Source organism: Streptomyces sp. NBC_01445 (assembly GCF_035918235.1).
Classification (GTDB): Bacteria; Actinomycetota; Actinomycetes; order Streptomycetales; family Streptomycetaceae; genus Streptomyces.
This window is the reverse complement of record NZ_CP109485.1, coordinates 9,145,160-9,163,792: the sequence shown is the minus strand read 5'-3', so window position 1 is coordinate 9,163,792 and position 18,633 is coordinate 9,145,160. Positions and strand designations below refer to the sequence as shown.

Sequence of the window (18,633 nt, the reverse complement as noted above, 5' to 3'; positions counted from 1 at the left end):
TTGTGAGCAGCGAAACTCGTCCCTATCGTGACTGCCATGTCTGGAGCGCCGGATCACCCCAGTTCCGCGCCGCCGTCGTCGCCCGGCGAGGTCCTCGCCCTGCTGCGTACGGGGGCCGCCACGACCCGCGCGGACATCGCGCGGATCACCGGTCTCGCGCGGTCGACCGTGTCGCAGCGCGTCGACGCACTCATCGCGCACGGCTTCCTAACCGAGGCCGGGGCGGAGGCCGGGGACTCGACGGGTGGCCGGCCCCCGCGCCGCCTCCATCTGCGCACCCGCGAGCACGTGGTGGCGGGCGTCGACCTGGGCGCCTCGCACTGCCGGGTCGCGCTGCTCGACATCGGCGGGGATCAACTGGCGCTGCGCGAGGACCAGTTGTCGATCGCCGACGGTCCTGCGTCGATTCTCGGCCACGTCGAGCGGACGCTCCACGCGCTCCTCGACGAGGCGGGCCTCGACCCGGCCTCGCTCCAGTCGATCGGTGTGGGCGTGCCGGGCCCCGTCGAGTTCACCACCGGCCGGCCCGTGGATCCGCCCATCATGCCCGGCTGGCACCAGTACCCGATCCCGGAGTTCTTCGCCGACCGCTTCGGCGTGCGGGCCCTCGTCGACAACGACGTGAACGTGATGGCGCTGGCCGAGCAGCGCCGGGCGTTTCCGGACACCCGCTATCTCCTCTACATCAAGGTCGGTACGGGCATCGGCTGCGGCATCGTCGCGGACGGCCGGCTGCACCGGGGCGCGCAGGGCAGCGCGGGCGACATCGGGCACATCCGGGTGGGCGACAGCCGTCAGGAGACGGCGCCGTGCCGATGCGGGAACTCGGGGTGCCTCGAGGCGGTGGCAGGCGGCGCGGCGCTGGCCCGCGAGCTGTCGGACCTGGGCCTGGACGCCGCGTCGAGCCGCGATGTCGTGCGCCTGGTGAAGTCCGGCAACCGTGACGCCGTACGGATGGTGCGCGAGGCGGGGCGTGCGGTCGGCGAGGTTCTCGCGGGGCTGGTGAACTTCTTCAACCCGGACACGGTGGTGGTCGGCGGCGCGCTGGCCGCCGTCCACGACCAACTCCTCGCGGGCGTACGGGAGGCCGTGTACCGCCGCTCCCATCCGCTGGCCACCCATGTCCTGCGCATCGAGCCGAGCCGCACCGGGGCGAACGCGGCCGTGGTCGGCGCGGCCATCCTGGCGATCGAGCACGCCCTCTCGCCGGAGCAGGTGGATCGGGTCCTGGGCGGCACATAGCCGCGCCGCCCACCCCGGGCCGGCTGTGGGGGAACAGCCGCGTGGTCGATCCCCCGATCAGGTGGAGTGCACTGTGAGCGCGCGGCGCCCTCCCGTATGCCGAGACGACGACCCCACTCTTTGCGGACGGTCATTGGTCCACTCCACTGACGCGCCGCAGGCGGTGAGGCCTCCCCGGCGAAAGCCCGCCGAACGGGCGCTGACATGGGAAATCCCTTGCCCTGAGCATGATTGACGGATCGTCGGCAAGCCGATACCACTGACCCACGATCGCCCCGCACACCGTCGAGCTCATCTGTCCCAGGACCGTCCCCAGGAGGCCGCTTTGCCCTCGACCACCAGCGACCGCTCCCCGGCCGCCCGCAGACGCACCAACCAGGCGGCCCGGGCGGCGGGGACGCTCGCGACGGCGGCCCTGCTGCTCCCCCTCCTCGGCGCCGCGCCCCCGAGCGAGGCCCGGGGGGCGTCGGACGCGGGCCTCCAGCACGCGTTCGCGACCGCGGCGGCCGAGTACCGGGTGCCCCAGAGCGTCCTGCTCGGCGTCTCCTACCTCCAGTCCCGGTGGGACACGCACGGCGGTGCGCCCAGCGTCACCGGCGGCTACGGCCCCATGCACCTCACGGACGCCCGCGCCGCGCTCGCCGGTGTGGCCGCGCACAGCGAGGCCGAGGGCGATCCGCGTGGTGACACGTCACGGCCGGCGCTCACCCCGAAGACGAAGGTGCCGCGCAACTCCCAACTCCCGGCCCGCCTCAAGTCGTTGACGCGTGCCGCCGAGCTCAGCGGCATCCCGGCCGAACAGCTGCGCTCCGACCCCGCGGCCAATGTGCGCGGCGGCGCCGCCCTGCTCGCCGCGGCCCAGAAGGCCCTCGGCAAGCCCCTCAGCTCCGACCCGGCCGACTGGTACGGCGCGATCGCGAAATTCTCCGGCGCCGATGACACCGCCACGGCGGCGACGTACGCGAACGACGTGTTCGCCGTGATCCACGACGGCGAGCGGCGCACCACGGACGCCGGGCAGCGCGTGGAGCTCGCGGCCGACCGCAGCCTGAAGGCCGACGCGGCGCAGGTCCGGAGCATGGGCCTGCGCAAGTCCGACGAGAGCGGCACCGAGTGCCCGGCGACCGTGTCGTGCGAGTGGATCCCGGCGCCCTACGAGGAGTTCGGGGACGGCGACTACGGCAACCACGACCTCGCCGACCGGCCGAACGACCAGAGCATCGACTACATCGTCATCCACGACACCGAGGCGACGTGGGACACGACGCTTCAGCTGGTGCAGGACAAGACGTATCTGGCCTGGCACTACTCGCTGCGGTCCACGGACGGGCACATCGCCCAGCACGTGAAGGCCAAGGACGTCGGCTGGCACGCGGGCAACTGGTACGTCAACGCCAAGTCCCTGGGCCTGGAGCACGAGGGCTTCCTCGCCCAGCCGGACTCCTGGTACACGGAGGAGATGTACCGGGCGTCGTCGCGTCTGGTGAAGTACCTGGCGAAGAAGTACGACATCCCGCTGGACCGGCAGCACATCCTCGGCCATGACAACGTGCCCGGCACGACACCCGCCGGGATCAAGACGATGCACACGGACCCCGGTCCGTACTGGGACTGGGCCCACTACTTCGCGCTGATGGGCAAGCCGTTCAAGGCGACCGCAGGCACGAAGGGCGGCCTCGTCACCATCGCCCCCGACTTCGCCAGGAACAAGCCGGTGTACACGGGCTGCGTCAAGGCGGGCGAGACCTGCGCGGCACACGGCTCCGGCGCCGTACGGGTGTACACCGCGCCCAGCGAGGACGCGCCGCTGATCAAGGACATCGGGCTGCGGCCCGGCGGCGAGGACTCCACGACCGATGTGAACGACATGGGCGCACGCCTGTCGACCGGCCAGCAGTACGCCGTCGCGGAGCGCAAGGGCGACTGGACCGCGGTCTGGTACCTCGGCCAGAAGGCCTGGTTCAAGAACCCGAAGAAGCAGCCCACGGCCGTGAACGCGGCAGGCCTGGTCATCGCCCCGAAGGCCGGCCGCACCGACGTCCCCGTGTACGGGCGCGCCTACCCCGAGAAGGAGGCGTACCCGGCGGACATCACGCCGCAGGCGATCTCTCCGCTGCCGTACAAGCTGCTCGCGGGGCAGCGGTATGTCGCGGGTGGCAGGACGACCGGTGAGTACTTCTTCTCGCCGACGTTCGACACGACGTCGCACCGGGTGGTGCGCGGCAAGGACGTCTACTACGAGATCCAGTTCGGTCACCGGGTGGCGTACGTGCGGGCCGCCGACGTGCAGGTGCTGCCGTCGGGAGCCTAGAGCGCACATGACTCGGCCGGGTCCGGATCTGCCGTGGGGGCAGGTCCGGGCCCGGCCGTTTCTCCTGGCTCAGGCCTGCTGGAACAGCTCGGGGGGCAGCGGCTTCAGAAGCGCGTAGAGGTCGTCCGTGATGGGCCGGTCCCAGGCCGCGATGGTCACGAGGACGTTGTCGCTGCGGTCGAACTGCACGCAGGAGATACGGCCCTCGGAGAGCTTGAGGCGGCGCACGATGAGGAGGTTGTCGCCCTGCATCACCGGGATGTCCTCGGTGCCGACGACGGTGACCTCCTCGTCGTTCTCCAGCGCGAGAAGGAGCTGGGCGACCTCGAAGGGGATCTCGCCCTCGGCGGTCTCGCGGGCCGACGAGCCCTCGGGGAGATTGCCGATGATCATCGCGGGGCCGCGGCCGCCGAACAGGTCGTAGCGCAGGAAAACGCCCTGGCAGCTGCCGTCAGGGGCGGGCAGCAGGCCCGCGCCGAGATTGCCCGGCCAGTCGCCCGGGTCCATGGCGAGAACATCGAAGTCAGGACCCGCGGGTGTGGCGGAGCTGCGTCGGCGGAGGAAGGACATGCCGCAATGGTACGTGCACCGGGGCGGTCCGCGGCGCGGGGGCCGCGGCCCCGACGGGGTCGTGACCGGGCCGACGCGGGCGAATCCCGGGGCGTCGGGGGTTCCCGCGGCGGCGCAATGGTCTGCTCATCGGTGTGCAACCGGCCGGGGGCGCCGGCCCGGGCCCACGCCGGCGCCCTCACTCAACACCACCTGCCCCGCGGCGAGTTCAGTCTTGTACCGCCTCCGCGCGGTGCCGCTCGTGGTGCCGGGCGACCCGTGCGCGGTTGCCGCAGGACGGCTTGCACCACTCCTGACGGGGATGATCCTTGAGGAAGTAGCGCACACAGCGCGGGGCGTGGCAGGCCCGCAGCCGCTCGCGGTCGTCGCTCGCGAGAAAGCCGACGGCGGCGCGGGCCAGGGCCGCGGTGAGCACGTCGGGGGCGGACGCGGAGGTGCGCGCCTCATGGCGTACGCGGGGGATGGCGCCGTCGTCCCAGGTGAGGACGGGAACGGTAGGGGTGAGCGCCGCCGCCTCGTTGAGCCGCCGCACGGCCTCGCTCACGGGGAGCAGCCGGTGGGCGTCCGCCGGGCTGGGCTCGCCGGGGCGCACGGCGTGGGCGAACAGCGCGCGGACGGCGGCCCGCACCTCGCACACCTCGGCGAGCGCGGTCGCGTCCGCTTCGAACCCGGCGGCGCCCGGCAGCACCTCGGCACGCTCCCGCACCCAGGCCGTCAGGTCTTCGGGCCGGTCGAGGTCGTCGGCGACACCGCCGTGCCCGTCGTGGCGGATAGTGAGGACGAGGTCCAGGGCGAGCGGCGTGCTGTGCGGGCCGGAGCTGATGTCGCGCATGGGGCTAATGATAAGGTCCCGCGCATCCATTAAATCTCGGGGGAGGCCGGCTGTGCTCTCGTACTGGCGGGCGGGCCTGAGAGACGTACCGGACGAGGTGTGGGACCACCCCCGCCTGGAGGTTCTCCTCCTGCCCGACAACGCACTCACCCGGCTCCCCGACCGCATCGGATCGCTCCCCCACCTGCACACTCTCGATCTCGGGCACAACCGCCTCGCCTCGGTCCCGGACACGCTCGGTGACCTGACGAGCCTGACCCGTTTCCTCTACCTGCACGACAACGAGCTCACCGCGCTCCCGGACTCGCTCGGCAGGCTCTCTCGGCTGGCCTATCTCAACGTCGGCGAGAACGCGCTCACCGGACTCCATGAATCGATCGGCTCGATGAAGGGCCTCGTGGAGCTGCGCGCCCAGCACGCCACCCTCACCCGGCTCCCCGAATCGATCGGCGGCCTGACCGCGCTGCGCGAGCTGTGGCTGCGCGGCAACCGCCTCACCGCCCTCCCCGATTCCGTACGGCACCTGCGTGAGCTGCGGGAACTCGAACTGCGCGAGAACGCCCTCACCGACGTGCCCGGATCCCTGCGCGGACTTCCGCTGCTACGGCGGCTCGACCTACGGTCCAACCGGCTGCGCGACCTGCCCGACTGGATCGCCGCGCTGCCCGCCCTGGAGAAGCTGGACCTCCGGTGGAACGACATGCACGTGCCGTCCGGGCTGCTCGAGGCCCTCACGGCGCGGGGGTGCGTGGTGCTGTACTGATTCGCCGAAGATCTTCTAGGGCGCGGCTTCCAGAACCGGCGGCACAACCGCGACCGGGCTCGCCGCGTGCAGCAGTACGGCCATGGTCACCGTGCCGAGCATCGGCGCGGGGCGCGTGAGGCGGCGGCGGTGGCGGCCCACGACCACGAGGTCTGCCTCGCGGGAGTTCTCGACGAGGTGCCCGGCCGCGTCGCCCGGCGCCACGTACAGGTCGACCTCGACATCGGGATGCATCTTGCGGAAGGGCGCCACCGCCGCGTTCACCAGCGTCAGCGTCTCGCGCTCGGCCTCTTCCTGGTCGACCGTCGTGGGCGTGAAGTCGCCGAACGTCGTCCAGGCGAGCACCGGCCACGGAAACACCGCGATCACCTGAAGGCGCGCCCCGCCCCGCGCGGCCTCCTCGAAGGCGAAGGCGAGGAGGGTGTCGTCGGGCTCGTCCACCTCGACGCCGACGACCACGCGCGGTCCGGGGGGCAGGTCGTCGTCACCGTGCACGGCGCGTCCGGGCCTGGGCACCACGACGACGGGGCAGGCGGCGTCCCGTGCCACCGCCACACCGTTCGAACCGAGCAGCAGGCTGGCGAAGCCGCCGCGTCCCCGCGAGCCGAGGACCAACAGTTGTGCCTCAGCGCCGAGTTCGGGCAGGACAGCCGCGGGAGCGCCCTCCAGCGTCACGTATTCCACCGGAGGCAGACCGCCTCGGCCGGTCAGGGAGGCGCGCACCTCGTCGACGACCGGGTCACCCGGGGGCTCCGGCGGGCCGGACACCAGTACCCCTGGCTGGGTCCAGGGGGCGTACTGGCGCACATGGGCGATCTGCACGGGCGCCCCGCGCCTGCCCGCTTCCGTCAGCGCCCATTCCAGGGCGCGCAGGCTGTCTTCGGATCCGTCGACGGCGGCCACGACGGGCAGAGGGCGCGGGGTACTCATGTCCAACCTCCGACACCGGGGCACGGTGTCGACGGGCCCCGGCAAGAGCGACTGTTCCTGCCCCCAGCCTCGCGCACACCGGGGCCAAGGGGCAGGGCCGTTTTTCATATGTCGCCGGAAAAGCCGGAAACATCACCTGACCGCGGCTCGGGCCAGGCCGGCTCGGGCCAGGCCCGCCGAGGTCGGACCCGCCGCGGTCAGCCCGGCTCAGGTCAGATCGAACTCCCCTTCGCGTGCCCCCAGCACGAACGCCCCCCATTCCGCGGGCGTGAAGATCAGGGACGGGTTATGGGGACTGCCGCCATTGCGCATCGCGATGAAGCCTTCGACGAAGGCGATCTGGACGTCCCCCAGCCCCTTGCTGCTCGAATGCCAGTCCGCGGCACTCAGATCGAGGTCCGGCTTGTCCCAACCCGCGAGCGTGTGCTGCTCCATGGTGCTTTCGGCCACGTCCGTGCTCCTCCCGGTTCGTCGTCCGCCCGCCAGCCTAGCGATCGGCCCGCGCGGCGGACAGGCCGCGGCGGTGAGCCGTTCAGGACGTGGGCGGGTGCGCCCCGACGAGCCACATCGAGAAGAACTGCGAGCCGCCCCCGTAGGCGTGCCCGAGCACCTTGCGGGCGCCGTCGACCTGGTGTTCCCCCGCCTGCCCCCGGACCTGGAGCGCGGCCTCCGCGAAGCGGATCATGCCGGAGGCACCGATGGGGTTGGTCGACAGGACGCCGCCCGACATGTTGACGGGCAGGTCGCCGTCGAGCTCCGTGACGCCCGATTCCGTGAGCTTCCAGCCCTCGCCCTCGGCGGCGAAGCCGAGGTTCTCCAGCCACATCGGCTCGTACCAGGAGAACGGCACGTACATCTCGACGGCGTCGATCTCCCGTCGGGGGTCGCCGATGCCCGCCTGCCGGTAGACGTCGGCGGCGCAGTCCTTGCCGGCCTTCGGCGAGACGAAGTCCTTGCCCGCGAACATGGTCGGCTCGCTGCGCATCGCGCCACCGTGCATCCAGGCCGGCGGCTGCGGCGAACGGGCCGCGCCCGCACGGTCGGTGAGGATCATGGCGCACGCACCGTCGGAGGACGGGCAGGTCTCGGAGTAGCGGACCGGGTCCCACAGCATGGGTGAGGACTGGACCTTCTCCAGTGTGATGCCGTGCTCGTGCAGATGCGCGTAGGGGTTCTTCAGCGCGTTGCGCCGGTCCTTGTACGCGACCAGAGAGCCGACGTGGTCGGGTGCGCCGGTGCGCCGCATGTACGCGCGGACGTGCGGGGCGAAGAAGCCGCCGGCGCCGGCGAGCAGCGGCTGTGTGAAGGGGATCGGCAGGGACAGGCCCCACATCGCATTCGACTCGGACTGCTTCTCGAAGGCGAGGGTGAGGACGGTCCTGTGGACGCGGGACGCCACGAGATTGGTGGCGACGAGGGCGGTGGAACCGCCGACCGAGCCCGCCGTGTGCACGCGGAGCATGGGCTTGCCGACCGCGCCGAGCGCGTCCGCGAGATACAGCTCGGGCATCATGACGCCCTCGAAGAAGTCCGGCGCCTTGCCGATCACCACGGCGTCGATGTCCGCCCACGTCAACTGGGCGTCTTCCAGGGCACGTCGGGCCGCCTCACGGACCAGTCCGGCGATCGAGACGTCCTTGCGGGCCGCGACGTGCTTGGTCTGGCCGATACCGACGACGGCCACGGGTTCTTTGTTGACCCCGCCGCCCACCCTGCCGCTCACCGTGCTGCTCATCGGGCGTCTCCTTCCAGAACGGCGACCAGGTTCTGCTGCAGGCAGGGGCCGGACGTGGCATGAGCGAGTGCCCGGTCGGACTCACCGCGGTGGATACGGGCGGCGGCCTCTCCGATACGCAGCAGACCCGCGGCCATCACCGGGTTGGCGGCGAGCGCGCCGCCGGAGGGGTTCACGGCCACGTCGTCGCCCAGCTTCAGCGCCTTGCGCAGGACGACCTCCTGGGAGGTGAACGGTGCATGCAACTCGGCGGTGTCCACCGGCCGTTCGAAGGCACCCGCTCGCTCGGCGGCGAGCCGCGAGGACGGGGAGTCGGTGAGGTCGCGGACGCCGAGACTGTGTGCCTCGATGCGGTGATCCATGCCGCGGATCCAGGCCGGCCGCTCGCACAGTTCGCGGGCCTTGTCCCCGGCGGCCAGGATCACGGCGACGGCGCCGTCGCTGACGGGCGGGCAGTCGCCCTTGCGCAGCGGCTGCACCTCGTAGTCGCCCTGCGGCACCGAACCCTTCACCTGCGCATGGCAGTTGGCCGAAGCGGACTCCCGACTCCTTGCGGCGATCCCGGCGAGCGCGGTCTCGTCGGTCTCGCCCGCGTCGATCAGGGCCTGTGCCTGAAGTGCCGCCAGGGCAACGGAGTCCGGCCACAGCGGGGCCACGTAGTACGGGTCGAGCTGGCGCGTGAGCACATCGCGCACCGAGCCCGGCGAGGACTTGCCGTACGAGTAGACGAGCGCGGTGTCGACCTCGCCGGTCAGCAGCTTCACCCAGGCCTCGTACATCGCCCAGGCACCGTCCATCTCCACATGCGACTCGGAGATCGGCGGCCACGCGCCCACGCCGTCGAGGGTCATGGTGAAGGAGAAGGCGCGGCCCGCGAGATAGTCGGACGAGCCGGAGCAGGTGAAGCCGATGTCGCTTGTCCTGAGGCCGGTCTGCGCCAGGACCTGGTGCAGCACCGGCATCACCATGTCGACCTCGGAGAGTTCGTCGGTCGTGCGCAGATGGTCGCTCTGCGCGAAGGCGACGATCGCCACCTCTCGCATCTACACCAGCTCCTTGTACGTGTCGTAGTCGGCGTCCGGTTCGCCGGTGGGCCGGTAGTGGTCGGGGTAGCGCCCGCCCTCGGTCCACACCGGCTCGACCTTGAGGCCCATTCGCACCTGGTCGTACGGGATGCCGGCGATGCGGCCGTGGAGTGCGAGGTCGGCGCCGTCGAGCGCGATGTGGGCGTAGACGTAGGGCAGTTCGATGTCGAGGTTCCTGGCCTTGACGTTGACGATGCAGAAGGTGGTGACGGTGCCGGCCGGGCCGACCTCGACCCGGTCGGTCGTGGCGACGCCGCAGGTGGGGCAGGCGCCGCGCGGCGGGACGTAGACCTTGCGGCAGGACGGGCAGCGTTCGCCGACCGTGCGCCGGTCGGCGAGGGCGTTGATGTACGCGGTCTGGGCGCGGCCCGGGGAGTACACGTAGTCGAGGCGGGCCGCCGCGACGATCCCGGTAACCGCATCGTCGAACTGCCCGTCGTGCGCGGCGGGTTCGGCATCCGCGGCCTCGCCCTCGTACGGCTCAAAGCAGGCGATGTCGGTGATGGCGCCGGTGCGTTCGGCGGCCCAGCGGACGCGGACGCGCATGCCGGTGGTCACGGCGTCGGGGCCCGGCGCGTCGAGTGCGTGCAGGAGGGCGGTGTCGGCGCCGTCGAGCCTGACCAGGACCCAGGCGAAGGGTGTGCCGAGGGGTTGGCCGCGCCGGGGTTCGGGATTCCAGGCCCAGGTGGTGACGGTGCCGGTGGACTCGACCTCCACGAGGTCGCGGAGTTCGTCCGCGGTGACGGGGTCGTACTCGACGGGCGGGACCATGACCTTGCCGTCGGTGGTCTTCACACCGAGGACGGTGCGTTCGCGCAGGCCGGTCAGGAACGCGCTCTGGACGGAGCCGAGCGAGCGGGTGAAGGGGAACTCGACGACGAGCGGGGCTTTGAGTACTTCGGGCACTTCAGGACTCCTTGGCGGTCGGAGGGCTTCACGCGCGCCGGTAGACGGCGGGACGCTTCTCGGCGAAGGCCCTGGGGCCCTCCTTCGCGTCCTCGGTGGCGAAGATCGGCCAGCCGCGCTCCAGTTCGGACTTGAGGCCGTCGGTCTCGGTCATCTCGGCGGTCTCGTACACCGAGGCCTTCACCGCCTCCACCGCGAGCGGGCCGCAGGCGTTGACCTGCTCGGCGATCTCCAGGGCCTTGTCGAGCGCGGTGCCGGTCGGGACGACGCTGCCGATCAGCCCGACGGAGAGGGCCTCGGCCGCGCTGTAGTGCCTGCCGGTCAGCAGCATCTCCAGGGCGTGGGTGCGCGGGATCTGGCGCTGCAGCCGCACGGTGGAGCCGCCGATCGGGAAGAGGGCTCGCTTGACCTCGGAGAGTCCGAAGGTCGCGCTCTCGGCGGCGACGCGGATGTCGGTGCCCTGGAGGATCTCCGTGCCGCCGGCCACGCAGTAGCCCTCGACGGCGGCGATCACGGGTTTACGGGGCCGGTGGTGGCGCAGCATCGCCTTCCAATGGAGATCGGGGTCGGCCTTGAGGCGGTCCCGGTACTGCTCGCCCTCCATCCCCTTGCCGGCGAGGGCCTTGAGGTCCATGCCGGCGCAGAAGGTGCCGCCCGCGCCGGTCAGGACGACCGACCGGATCGAGTCGTCCTCGTCGGCGGCGACCCATCCGTCGTAGAGGCCGACCAGCATCGGCAGGGAGAGCGCGTTCTTGGCCTCGGGCCTGTTGAGCGTGAGGACCAGGGTGGCGCCTTCGCGCCGCACCGCGAGGTGTTCCGTCCCGTGACCCGTCCCGTGTCCCGCGTCGTGTTCCGTGCCATCCATGGCCGTGCTCCCGTCTCGGATGCGTCTCGGATGCCGCGTACGTCTCGGATGCGAGAACAGGTTGCAGTAGGCGGGTGGCCAGTTCAAGAGTTTTCTGACAGTCAGTCAGATTTCTTGTGCGGGGGCCCTTCCCTGTTCCATGCGGCTCTGCTGAGATGACGGCCACATCGAGATGGCGCCTGGGTCAGGAGGAGCGGTGGAGTACAACCTTGCCGACCTGTTCGAGTCGGTCGTCGACGTGGTCCCCGACCGCGAGGCGCTCGTGCACATCGACCATCCCGGCACGGGCGCGGAGCGCCGGCTCACGTACGCCGGACTCGACGCGGCGGCCAACCGCCTCGCGCACCATCTGATCGACAGCGGGATCCGCCCCGGCGAACATCTGGGCCTGCACCTCTACAACGGCATCGAGTATCTCCAGACGGTGCTCGCCTGCCTCAAGGCGCGGATCGTGCCCGTCAACGTCAACTACCGTTACGTAGAGGAGGAGTTGGTCTACCTCTACCGTGACGCGGACCTCGCGGCGCTCGTCTTCGACGCCGAGTTCACCGAACGCGTCGCGGCCGCTCAGCCGCAGACGGAGAAGCTGCGCCACCTCGTGCGCGTCGGAACCCCGCCGACCGGCGCGCCGCCCGTCAAGGCCGTGGACTTCACGGAGGCGGAGGCCACGGGCTCGCCGGAGCGCGGCTTCGGGCCGCGCTCGGCCGACGACCTCTTCATCATCTACACGGGCGGCACGACCGGCATGCCCAAGGGCGTGATGTGGCGCCAGGAGGACCTGTTCTTCTCAGGGCTCGGCGGCGGCGCACCGACGGGCGACCCGGTCAGCAGGCCGGAGGAGCTGGCCGAACGCGTGGCGGCAGGCGGTGACGGGATCACCTTCTTCCCGACGCCTCCCCTGATGCACGGCACGTCCACGCTCACCGCCTTCATCGGCTTCAACTTCGGCCAACGCCTCGTCATCCACACGAAGTTCGTGCCCGAAGAAGTGCTGCGTACGGTCGAGAAGGAGAAGGTGACGAGCATGTCGCTCGTCGGGGACGCGATGCTGCGGCCCCTGATCGACGCGCTGAACGGGCCGATGAAGGGCACCGACTGCTCGTCGATGTTCAGCGTCTCGTCGTCGGGCGCGATCATGTCGGAGACGGTGCGCGCGCAGTTCCAGGCGCTCGTCCCGAACGTGATGCTCCTGAACAACTTCGGCTCGTCCGAGTCCGGCTTCAACGGCACGGCGACGGACGACTCCGGCCCGGAGAAGGGCTTCCGCCTGCGGGTCAACTCCCGTACGCAGGTGGTCGATCCGGCGACCTACGAGCCGGTCGACCCCGGAGAGCCGGGCCGCATCGCCCAGCGCGGGCACGTCCCGCTCGGCTACTACAACGACCCCGCGAAAACGGCCGAGACGTTCTTCCAGAAGGGCGACGAGCGGTGGGTGCTGCTCGGGGACATGGCGACGGTCGACGAGGACGGCATCGTCACGGTCCTCGGACGCGGCTCGCAGTGCATCAACACGGGCGGCGAGAAAGTGTATCCGGAAGAGGTCGAGCAGGCCCTGAAGTCCCACCCCGACGTGTACGACGCGCTGGTGGCCGGGGTGCCCGACGCCAAGTGGGGCAATCACGTCGCCGCGGTGGTCCAACTGCGCGACGGCGCGGAACCGCCCTCGCTCGACGACATCCAGACCCACTGCCGCACCCGCCTCGCGGGCTACAAGATCCCCCGCCAGCTGGTCCTGACCGACCGCATCCAGCGCTCACCCAGCGGCAAGGCGGACTACCGGTGGGCGCGGGCAGTAGCGGGCGGGGCGTAGCGGGGCGCGACCGGGGGCTCGTAGCGGGACATGGCGACGGCGCGTGGCGGGACACGGCCTCGTACCGGGGCGCGGCCTCGCGCCGGGCTCAATCCGGTTGCCACCCCGTCGTCCCGGTGCTGAAGTGACCGGATGGATCACCAAGCGGTGCTGGGCCTGTTCGACCAGCAGATGAGGCGGGACGCGAGGCCCGACGGCCCCGGCACGCGGGTCGAGCGGGTGGACGGCGTGGTGCGGCAGACCGGCGCCGAGGGCAGCTCCTGGAACGGCGTCGTGTGGTCGGACCTCGACGAGGACTCGGCCGACGCGGCGATCGCCGCGCAGGTACGCCATTTCACCGACCTCGGACGCGAATTCGAGTGGAAGGTGTACGGGCACGACCTGCCGCACGACCTTCCGCAGCGGCTCACGGCCGCCGGATTCCTCCCCGAGCCCGTGGAGACGCTCCTGGTCGCCGAGGTCGCGGACCTGCCGACAGATGTCCCGCTTCCCGAGGGGATCCGGCTGCTCCCCGTCACCGACGAGGCAGGCGTCGACCTCATGTCGGAGGTGCACGACAAGGCCTTCGGCAGGAGTCTCGGCCTCACCCGGCACCAGCTCCTCGCCCAGCTCGCCGAGGACCCGGACGCCGTTCCCGCGGTGCTCGCGCTGGCCGGGGACGTGCCGGTGAGCGCGGCCCGCATGGAGACGCACCCGGGGACGGACTTCGCGAGCCTGTGGGGCGGCGGCACCGTCGCCGAGTGGCGCGGGCGCGGGATCTACCGCAGCCTCGTCGCGTTCCGCACCCGCATCGCCGCCGAGCGGGGCTACCGCTACCTCCAGGTCGACGCCTCCAGCATGAGCCGCCCGATCCTGGAACGCCTCGGCTTCGCGGCCCTGAGCACGACGACTCCGTACGTCCACGAGGCCGCCGGTGGCGCCTGAGGGAATCTGGGGGCGCCCGGCCGGCGATTGAGTCCGTCCCGCCTCTTGACGCCTGCCCCCGCCCCTTGAATTACTGACCCTGAACGGATCAACCGAATGATCGGTCGACCGATTTGCCCGTTATGCCAGTGTGGGTGGATGGTCGGCCCTCAGGGCTCGGGAGTGCGGTCGACGATGACAGAACTGCTGGACGCGGGGGAACTGCTCGGCCCCGAGGAGCTGCACGCGCAGCAGCTGGAGCGGCTGCGGGCGACACTGCGCCGCGTGTACGAGAAGGTGCCGTTCTACCGCGCGTCCTTCGACAAGGCGGGCGTACACCCCGAGGACTGCCGCTCGCTCGCCGACCTCGCCCGCTTCCCGTTCACCACGAAGACCGACCTGCGGGACAACTACCCGTTCGGGATGTTCGCCGTGCCGGAGACGGATGTGCGCCGGCTGCACGCGTCCAGCGGCACCACCGGCCTGCCCACCGTCGTCGGCTACACGGAGAACGACATCTCCATGTGGGCCGACATGGTGGCGCGCTCCCTGCGCGCGGCGGGCGCCCGGCCCGGCCACAAGGTCCATGTGGCGTACGGGTACGGCCTGTTCACGGGTGGACTCGGCGCGCACTACGGCGCCGAGCGGCTGGGCTGCACGGTCATCCCCGCGTCCGGCGGCATGACCGCACGCCAGGTGCGGCTGATCCAGGACTTCCGCCCCGAGGTCATCATGGTCACCCCGTCGTACATGCTGACGCTCCTCGACGAGTTCGAGCGCCAGGGCGTCGACCCACGCGGCACATCCCTCAAGGTCGGGGTTTTCGGCGCCGAGCCGTGGACGGAGGAGATGCGGCGCGAGATCGAGGAGCGCTTCGCCATCGACGCCGTCGACATCTACGGCCTCTCCGAGGTGATGGGACCGGGCGTCGCCCAGGAGTGCGTCGAGACGAAGGACGGGCTGCACATCTGGGAGGACCAGTTCTATCCGGAGGTCGTCGACCCCATCACCGGCGAGGTCCTGCCGGACGGTGAGCAGGGCGAGCTGGTGTTCACCTCGCTCACCAAGGAGGCCATGCCCGTGATCCGCTACCGGACACGGGACCTGACCCGGCTCCTGCCCGGCACGGCCCGCCCCTCCTTCCGCCGCATGGAGAAGGTGACGGGCCGCAGCGACGACATGGTGATCCTGCGCGGCGTGAACCTCTTCCCGACCCAGGTCGAGGAGATCGTCCTGCGCACGCCGGGCGTCGCCCCCCACTTCCAGCTCCGGCTGACCCGCGCGGGCCGCATGGACGCCCTGACGGTACGCGCGGAGGCCCGCGCCGACGCGACCGCCGCCGAACGCGACGCGGCGGCCCGCACCATCGCGACCGGAGTGAAGGACGGCATCGGCGTCTCGGTGACGGTGGAGGTCGTGGACCCGGAGACGCTGGAGCGTTCGGTGGGCAAGATCAAGCGCATCGTGGACCTGCGGGGGCGGGAGGGGTAACCCGCCCCCATCGGCCCCGATTCCGTCAGCTCGCCTCGTCCCACAGGTCGTGCCCGTACGCGTCGACGACTGCCCCGACCCTGGCAAGCACCTCCTCGGCGGGCAGCGGGGCGGGGCGACGGCCGTCACGCAGGCGCAGCGCGACCCGACCGTCCGCCGCCTCCCTCCCGCCGATGACCGCCTGGTACGGCACGAGCCTGGCCTCCCGGACACGGGCGCCCAGGGTGCCGCGGTCCGGGCCCGCGACCTCCGCCCGCAGCCCCAGCTCGGCGCACCGCCGCGCGAGGGCATCGGCGTGCGGAAGCTCTGCGTCCGAGATCGGCAGGATCGCCACCTGGGTGGGCGCGAGCCACGCCGGGAAGGCGCCGCCCTGCTGCTCGATGAGGTGCGCGACGACCCGCTCCACGCTGCCGATGATGCTGCGGTGGACCATCACCGGCCGGTGCTTCGCGCCGTCCGGACCGATGTAGTGCAGGTCGAAACGCTCGGGCTGGTGGAAGTCGACCTGGACGGTGGAGAGGGTGGACTCGCGTCCCGCGCCGTCGGCGACCTGGACGTCGATCTTGGGCCCGTAGAACGCTGCCTCTCCCTCGGCCGCCTCGTAGGGAAGGCCCGAGCGGTCGAGGACATCGGTGAGCAGTGCGGTCGAGCGCTGCCACATCCCGGGGGCGGAGACGTACTTGCCGCCCGGGCCCGGCAGAGAGAGCCGGTAGCGCGCGGGGTTGATGCCGAGCGCCTCGTAGGCCCTGCGGATCATCTCCAGGGCCGCCCGCGCCTCGTCGGCCACCTGGGCGAGGGTGCAGAAGATGTGCGCGTCGTTGAGCTGGATGGCCCGTACGCGGGTCAGACCGCCGAGCACGCCCGACAGCTCGGAGCGGTACATGCCGCCCAACTCCGCCATACGCAGCGGGAGTTCGCGGTAGCTGTGGGAGCGGGAACGGTAGATGACGGCGTGGTGGGGACAGAGGCTGGGCCGCAGGACGACCTGCTCGCCGCCCAGGTCCATCGGGGGAAACATGTCGTCGCTGTAGTGCGACCAGTGCCCCGAGATCTCGTACAGCTCCCGCTTGCCGAGGACCGGCGAGTACACGTGCCGGTAGCCGGCCCGCCGCTCGGCGGTGCGGATGTACTCCTCGAGGGTGTGCCGTACGGCCGCGCCGTCGGGCAGCCAGTAGGGCAGTCCCGCGCCGATCAGCGGGTCGGTGCCGAAGAGGCCGAGCTCACGGCCGAGCTTGCGGTGGTCGTGCTTCGGACTCTCGTGCTCGGGGCGCTCGCGCTGCGGGTGTTCCTGACTGCGCTGCTCGTACTTCTGCTGGTCCTGCTTCTGCTGGTTCACGGTGGGATCCCTCGCGGTCGTCGGGCGAGTGGTCCCACGGCGAAGCCCCGGGGCACTCGCCCCGGGGCTTCGGACTGAGACAGCTGTCAGCGCGCCGGGACACTCTCCGGCGTCGTCGTCATGGCAGCTGCGCATCGCTTCATGGCCGGACCGTAACAGGGCCCCGGCCGCCTCCGCTCGTCATTTTCCGGCGGGCTCAGTGCACCGTACGGAACCGGTCCCGCAGCTCGCGCTTGAGAATCTTGCCGCTGGCGTTGCGCGGGAGTTCGTCCACGAAGACGACCCGCTTGGGCGCCTTGAAGTGGGCGAGTTTCTCGCGCGCGTGGGCGATGAGCTCCGCCTCGGTCACCTCGCCGCCACCGCGGACCACGACGGCCGTGACTGCCTCGATCCAGCGCTCGTCGGGCAGGCCGATGACGGCGGTCTCGGCCACCTGCGGGTGGGTGTAGAGCGCGTCCTCGACCTGGCGTGAGGCGACGAGCACTCCCCCGGAGTTGATGACGTCCTTCACGCGGTCGACGACGGTGAAGTAGCCCTCGGCGTCGCGCACCGCGAGGTCTCCCGAGCGGAACCAGCCGTCGCGGAAGGCCGCCTCGGTCTCCTGCGGCTTGTCCCAGTAGCCGTCGCACAACTGCGGTGAGCGGTAGACCACTTCACCGGCCGTGCCGTCGGGCACCTCCTTCCCGTCCTCGTCGACGACACGTGCCTCGACGAACAGGACGGGCCGCCCGCACGAGTCCATCCGGCCCTCGTGCTCGTCGGGTCCGAGGACGGTGGCGAGGGGCCCGATCTCGCTCTGGCCGAAGCAGTTGTAGAAGGCGAGTCCGGGCAGGCGCGCGCGGAGCCGTTCCAGGACCGGCACCGGCATGATCGACGCGCCGTAGAAGGCCTTGCGCAGGCCGCTCAGGTCCCGGGTGGCGAAGTCCGGGTGCTGCGAGAGGCCGATCCAGACGGTGGGCGGCGCGAAGAGGCTGTCGCCCGCGCCCGCCTCCACCAGGTCGAAGATTGTCGCGGCGTCCGGTGCGTCGAGGATCGTGTTCTGCGCGCCGACGGCGAGGTAGGGCAGCAGGAAGACGTGCATCTGCGCCGAGTGGTAGAGCGGCAGGGAGTGGACGGGCCGGTCCGTCTCCGTGAGGCCGAGGGCATGGATCGCGCTGACGTACTCGTGGACGAGAGCGCGGTGCGACATCATCGCGCCCTTGGGCAGCGCGGTCGTGCCGGAGGTGTACAGGAGCTGCACCAGGTCGTCGGCGTCCGGCTGCGGACCGTCGTACGGCTCGGCGGAGGGGATCCTGGCGAGCAGGGAGTCGTCCGCGTCGCGCAGGGCCAGGGTGCGCACGCCGGCGGGGAGCCGGTCCGCGAGGCCGGGGTCGGTCAGTACAAGTGCACAGCCGGACTGGCCGACGATGTAGGCGAGGTCGTCCCCGGTGAGGTTCTGGTTGACCGGCACGTGCACGAGCCCGGCGCGTGAACAGGCCAGGAAGCCGATCAGGTACGCGTCCGAGTTGTGCCCGTAGGCGCCGACGCGGTCCCCTCGTCCGAGGCCCAGGCCGCGCAGCACGCCGGCCGCGCGCGAGACGGCCGCGTCGAGTTCGGCGTACGTCCATGCGCGCGGGCCGTAGCGGACGGCGACGCGCTCGGGGGCGCGTCGTGCGCTGCGGCGCAGCGTCCCGTCGACCGTGCTGGCACGTACGTCTTGTTCATCCCGGGCACCCGTCATGGCGCGATCCTGTGCCCCGGCCGACACGAAATCAAGGCCGGTGACGCGCGTCGCGCGCAGGCCGCACCGGACGCCGTCCTTCCGGGCATACCCGTTGGTACGCTCAACCGCCCCTTCCCTCACTCCAGTTGGGA

16 protein-coding genes are annotated in these 18,633 nt (G+C 71.3%); 6 read left to right on the top strand and 10 right to left on the bottom strand.

The features are described 5' to 3' along the window. Positions 1–36: 36 nt before the first annotated feature. Positions 37–1,242, top strand: coding sequence for an ROK family transcriptional regulator (locus OG574_RS41755; protein ID WP_326777450.1), 1,206 nt, complete (start codon positions 37–39; stop codon positions 1,240–1,242). Between the two features lie 325 nt (positions 1,243–1,567). Then, positions 1,568–3,553: an N-acetylmuramoyl-L-alanine amidase gene (locus OG574_RS41750; protein ID WP_398380429.1), complete on the top strand. Its 1,986-nt coding sequence runs from the start codon at positions 1,568–1,570 to the stop codon at positions 3,551–3,553. 69 nt (positions 3,554–3,622) lie between these two features. On the opposite strand, the gene OG574_RS41745 is transcribed toward OG574_RS41750, so the two are convergent. Continuing rightward, a complete protein-coding gene (locus OG574_RS41745) occupies positions 3,623–4,123 on the bottom strand; it encodes a hypothetical protein (protein WP_326777449.1) in 501 nt (166 codons plus the stop codon). Positions 4,124–4,331: 208 nt separating this feature from the next. After that, on the bottom strand, positions 4,332–4,955 hold the full coding sequence (locus tag OG574_RS41740; protein WP_326777448.1) for a CGNR zinc finger domain-containing protein: 624 nt from the start codon (positions 4,953–4,955) through the stop codon (positions 4,332–4,334). A 7-nt stretch (positions 4,956–4,962) separates the two neighbouring features. On the opposite strand from OG574_RS41740, the gene OG574_RS41735 reads away from it, so the two are divergent. After that, positions 4,963–5,718, top strand: a complete 756-nt coding sequence (locus OG574_RS41735) for a leucine-rich repeat domain-containing protein (RefSeq protein ID WP_326778776.1) — start codon at positions 4,963–4,965, stop codon at positions 5,716–5,718. Positions 5,719–5,733: 15 nt separating this feature from the next. Here OG574_RS41735 and OG574_RS41730 read toward each other — a convergent pair whose 3' ends face one another. From OG574_RS41730 to OG574_RS41705, 6 genes are all read right to left on the bottom strand, one after another. Continuing rightward, positions 5,734–6,648, bottom strand: coding sequence for a universal stress protein (locus tag OG574_RS41730; RefSeq protein WP_326777447.1), 915 nt, complete (start codon positions 6,646–6,648; stop codon positions 5,734–5,736). A 207-nt stretch (positions 6,649–6,855) separates the two neighbouring features. After that, complete coding sequence (locus OG574_RS41725) at positions 6,856–7,083, bottom strand: DUF397 domain-containing protein (RefSeq protein WP_383085598.1); 228 nt, start codon at positions 7,081–7,083, stop codon at positions 6,856–6,858. Between the two features lie 97 nt (positions 7,084–7,180). Then, complete coding sequence (locus OG574_RS41720; protein ID WP_326777446.1) at positions 7,181–8,383, bottom strand: thiolase domain-containing protein; 1,203 nt, start codon at positions 8,381–8,383, stop codon at positions 7,181–7,183. After that, positions 8,380–9,426, bottom strand: coding sequence for a thiolase domain-containing protein (locus OG574_RS41715; RefSeq protein ID WP_326777445.1), 1,047 nt, complete (start codon positions 9,424–9,426; stop codon positions 8,380–8,382). Before OG574_RS41715 ends, OG574_RS41720 begins: the two co-directional genes overlap by 4 nt. Beyond that, a complete protein-coding gene (locus tag OG574_RS41710) occupies positions 9,427–10,374 on the bottom strand; it encodes a Zn-ribbon domain-containing OB-fold protein (protein WP_326777444.1) in 948 nt (315 codons plus the stop codon). A gap of 28 nt (positions 10,375–10,402) precedes the next feature. Continuing rightward, positions 10,403–11,239, bottom strand: coding sequence for a crotonase/enoyl-CoA hydratase family protein (locus OG574_RS41705; RefSeq protein WP_326777443.1), 837 nt, complete (start codon positions 11,237–11,239; stop codon positions 10,403–10,405). A gap of 196 nt (positions 11,240–11,435) precedes the next feature. On the opposite strand from OG574_RS41705, the gene OG574_RS41700 reads away from it, so the two are divergent. The 3 genes from OG574_RS41700 to paaK all read left to right on the top strand — a co-directional run bounded on the left by OG574_RS41700 (position 11,436) and on the right by paaK (position 15,443). Beyond that, positions 11,436–13,049 (top strand): acyl-CoA synthetase, encoded by a 1,614-nt coding sequence (locus tag OG574_RS41700; protein ID WP_326777442.1) that lies wholly within the window; start codon positions 11,436–11,438, stop codon positions 13,047–13,049. Between the two features lie 132 nt (positions 13,050–13,181). Continuing rightward, the gene (locus OG574_RS41695) at positions 13,182–13,973 is read left to right on the top strand and encodes a GNAT family N-acetyltransferase (RefSeq protein ID WP_326777441.1); all 792 of its coding nucleotides are present in this window, start codon (positions 13,182–13,184) and stop codon (positions 13,971–13,973) included. Between the two features lie 174 nt (positions 13,974–14,147). Beyond that, positions 14,148–15,443, top strand: coding sequence for a phenylacetate--CoA ligase PaaK (paaK, locus tag OG574_RS41690; protein ID WP_326777440.1), 1,296 nt, complete (start codon positions 14,148–14,150; stop codon positions 15,441–15,443). 25 nt (positions 15,444–15,468) lie between these two features. Here the strand turns inward: paaK and thrS are convergent, their stop codons facing one another. After that, on the bottom strand, positions 15,469–16,779 hold the full coding sequence (gene thrS, locus OG574_RS41685; RefSeq protein ID WP_326777439.1) for a threonine--tRNA ligase: 1,311 nt from the start codon (positions 16,777–16,779) through the stop codon (positions 15,469–15,471). Between the two features lie 196 nt (positions 16,780–16,975). Beyond that, complete coding sequence (locus tag OG574_RS41680) at positions 16,976–18,499, bottom strand: acyl-CoA synthetase (protein ID WP_326777438.1); 1,524 nt, start codon at positions 18,497–18,499, stop codon at positions 16,976–16,978. Positions 18,500–18,633 lie beyond the last annotated feature (134 nt).

Excerpts from the sequence above, each read along its gene's own strand:
- OG574_RS41725 (WP_383085598.1), bottom strand. The coding sequence starts at position 7,083 with ATGGAGCAGCACACGCTCGCGGGTTGGGACAAGCCGGACCTCGATCTG.
- paaK (WP_326777440.1), top strand. The coding sequence starts at position 14,148 with ATGACAGAACTGCTGGACGCGGGGGAACTGCTCGGCCCCGAGGAGCTG.
- OG574_RS41715 (WP_326777445.1), bottom strand. The coding sequence starts at position 9,426 with ATGCGAGAGGTGGCGATCGTCGCCTTCGCGCAGAGCGACCATCTGCGC.
- OG574_RS41705 (WP_326777443.1), bottom strand. The coding sequence starts at position 11,239 with ATGGATGGCACGGAACACGACGCGGGACACGGGACGGGTCACGGGACG.
- OG574_RS41745 (WP_326777449.1), bottom strand. The coding sequence starts at position 4,123 with ATGTCCTTCCTCCGCCGACGCAGCTCCGCCACACCCGCGGGTCCTGAC.
- OG574_RS41730 (WP_326777447.1), bottom strand. The coding sequence starts at position 6,648 with ATGAGTACCCCGCGCCCTCTGCCCGTCGTGGCCGCCGTCGACGGATCC.
- OG574_RS41755 (WP_326777450.1), top strand. The coding sequence starts at position 37 with ATGTCTGGAGCGCCGGATCACCCCAGTTCCGCGCCGCCGTCGTCGCCC.
- OG574_RS41740 (WP_326777448.1), bottom strand. The coding sequence starts at position 4,955 with ATGCGCGACATCAGCTCCGGCCCGCACAGCACGCCGCTCGCCCTGGAC.
- OG574_RS41680 (WP_326777438.1), bottom strand. The coding sequence starts at position 18,499 with ATGACGGGTGCCCGGGATGAACAAGACGTACGTGCCAGCACGGTCGAC.
- OG574_RS41695 (WP_326777441.1), top strand. The coding sequence starts at position 13,182 with ATGGATCACCAAGCGGTGCTGGGCCTGTTCGACCAGCAGATGAGGCGG.
- OG574_RS41720 (WP_326777446.1), bottom strand. The coding sequence starts at position 8,383 with ATGAGCAGCACGGTGAGCGGCAGGGTGGGCGGCGGGGTCAACAAAGAA.
- OG574_RS41735 (WP_326778776.1), top strand. The coding sequence starts at position 4,963 with ATGATAAGGTCCCGCGCATCCATTAAATCTCGGGGGAGGCCGGCTGTG.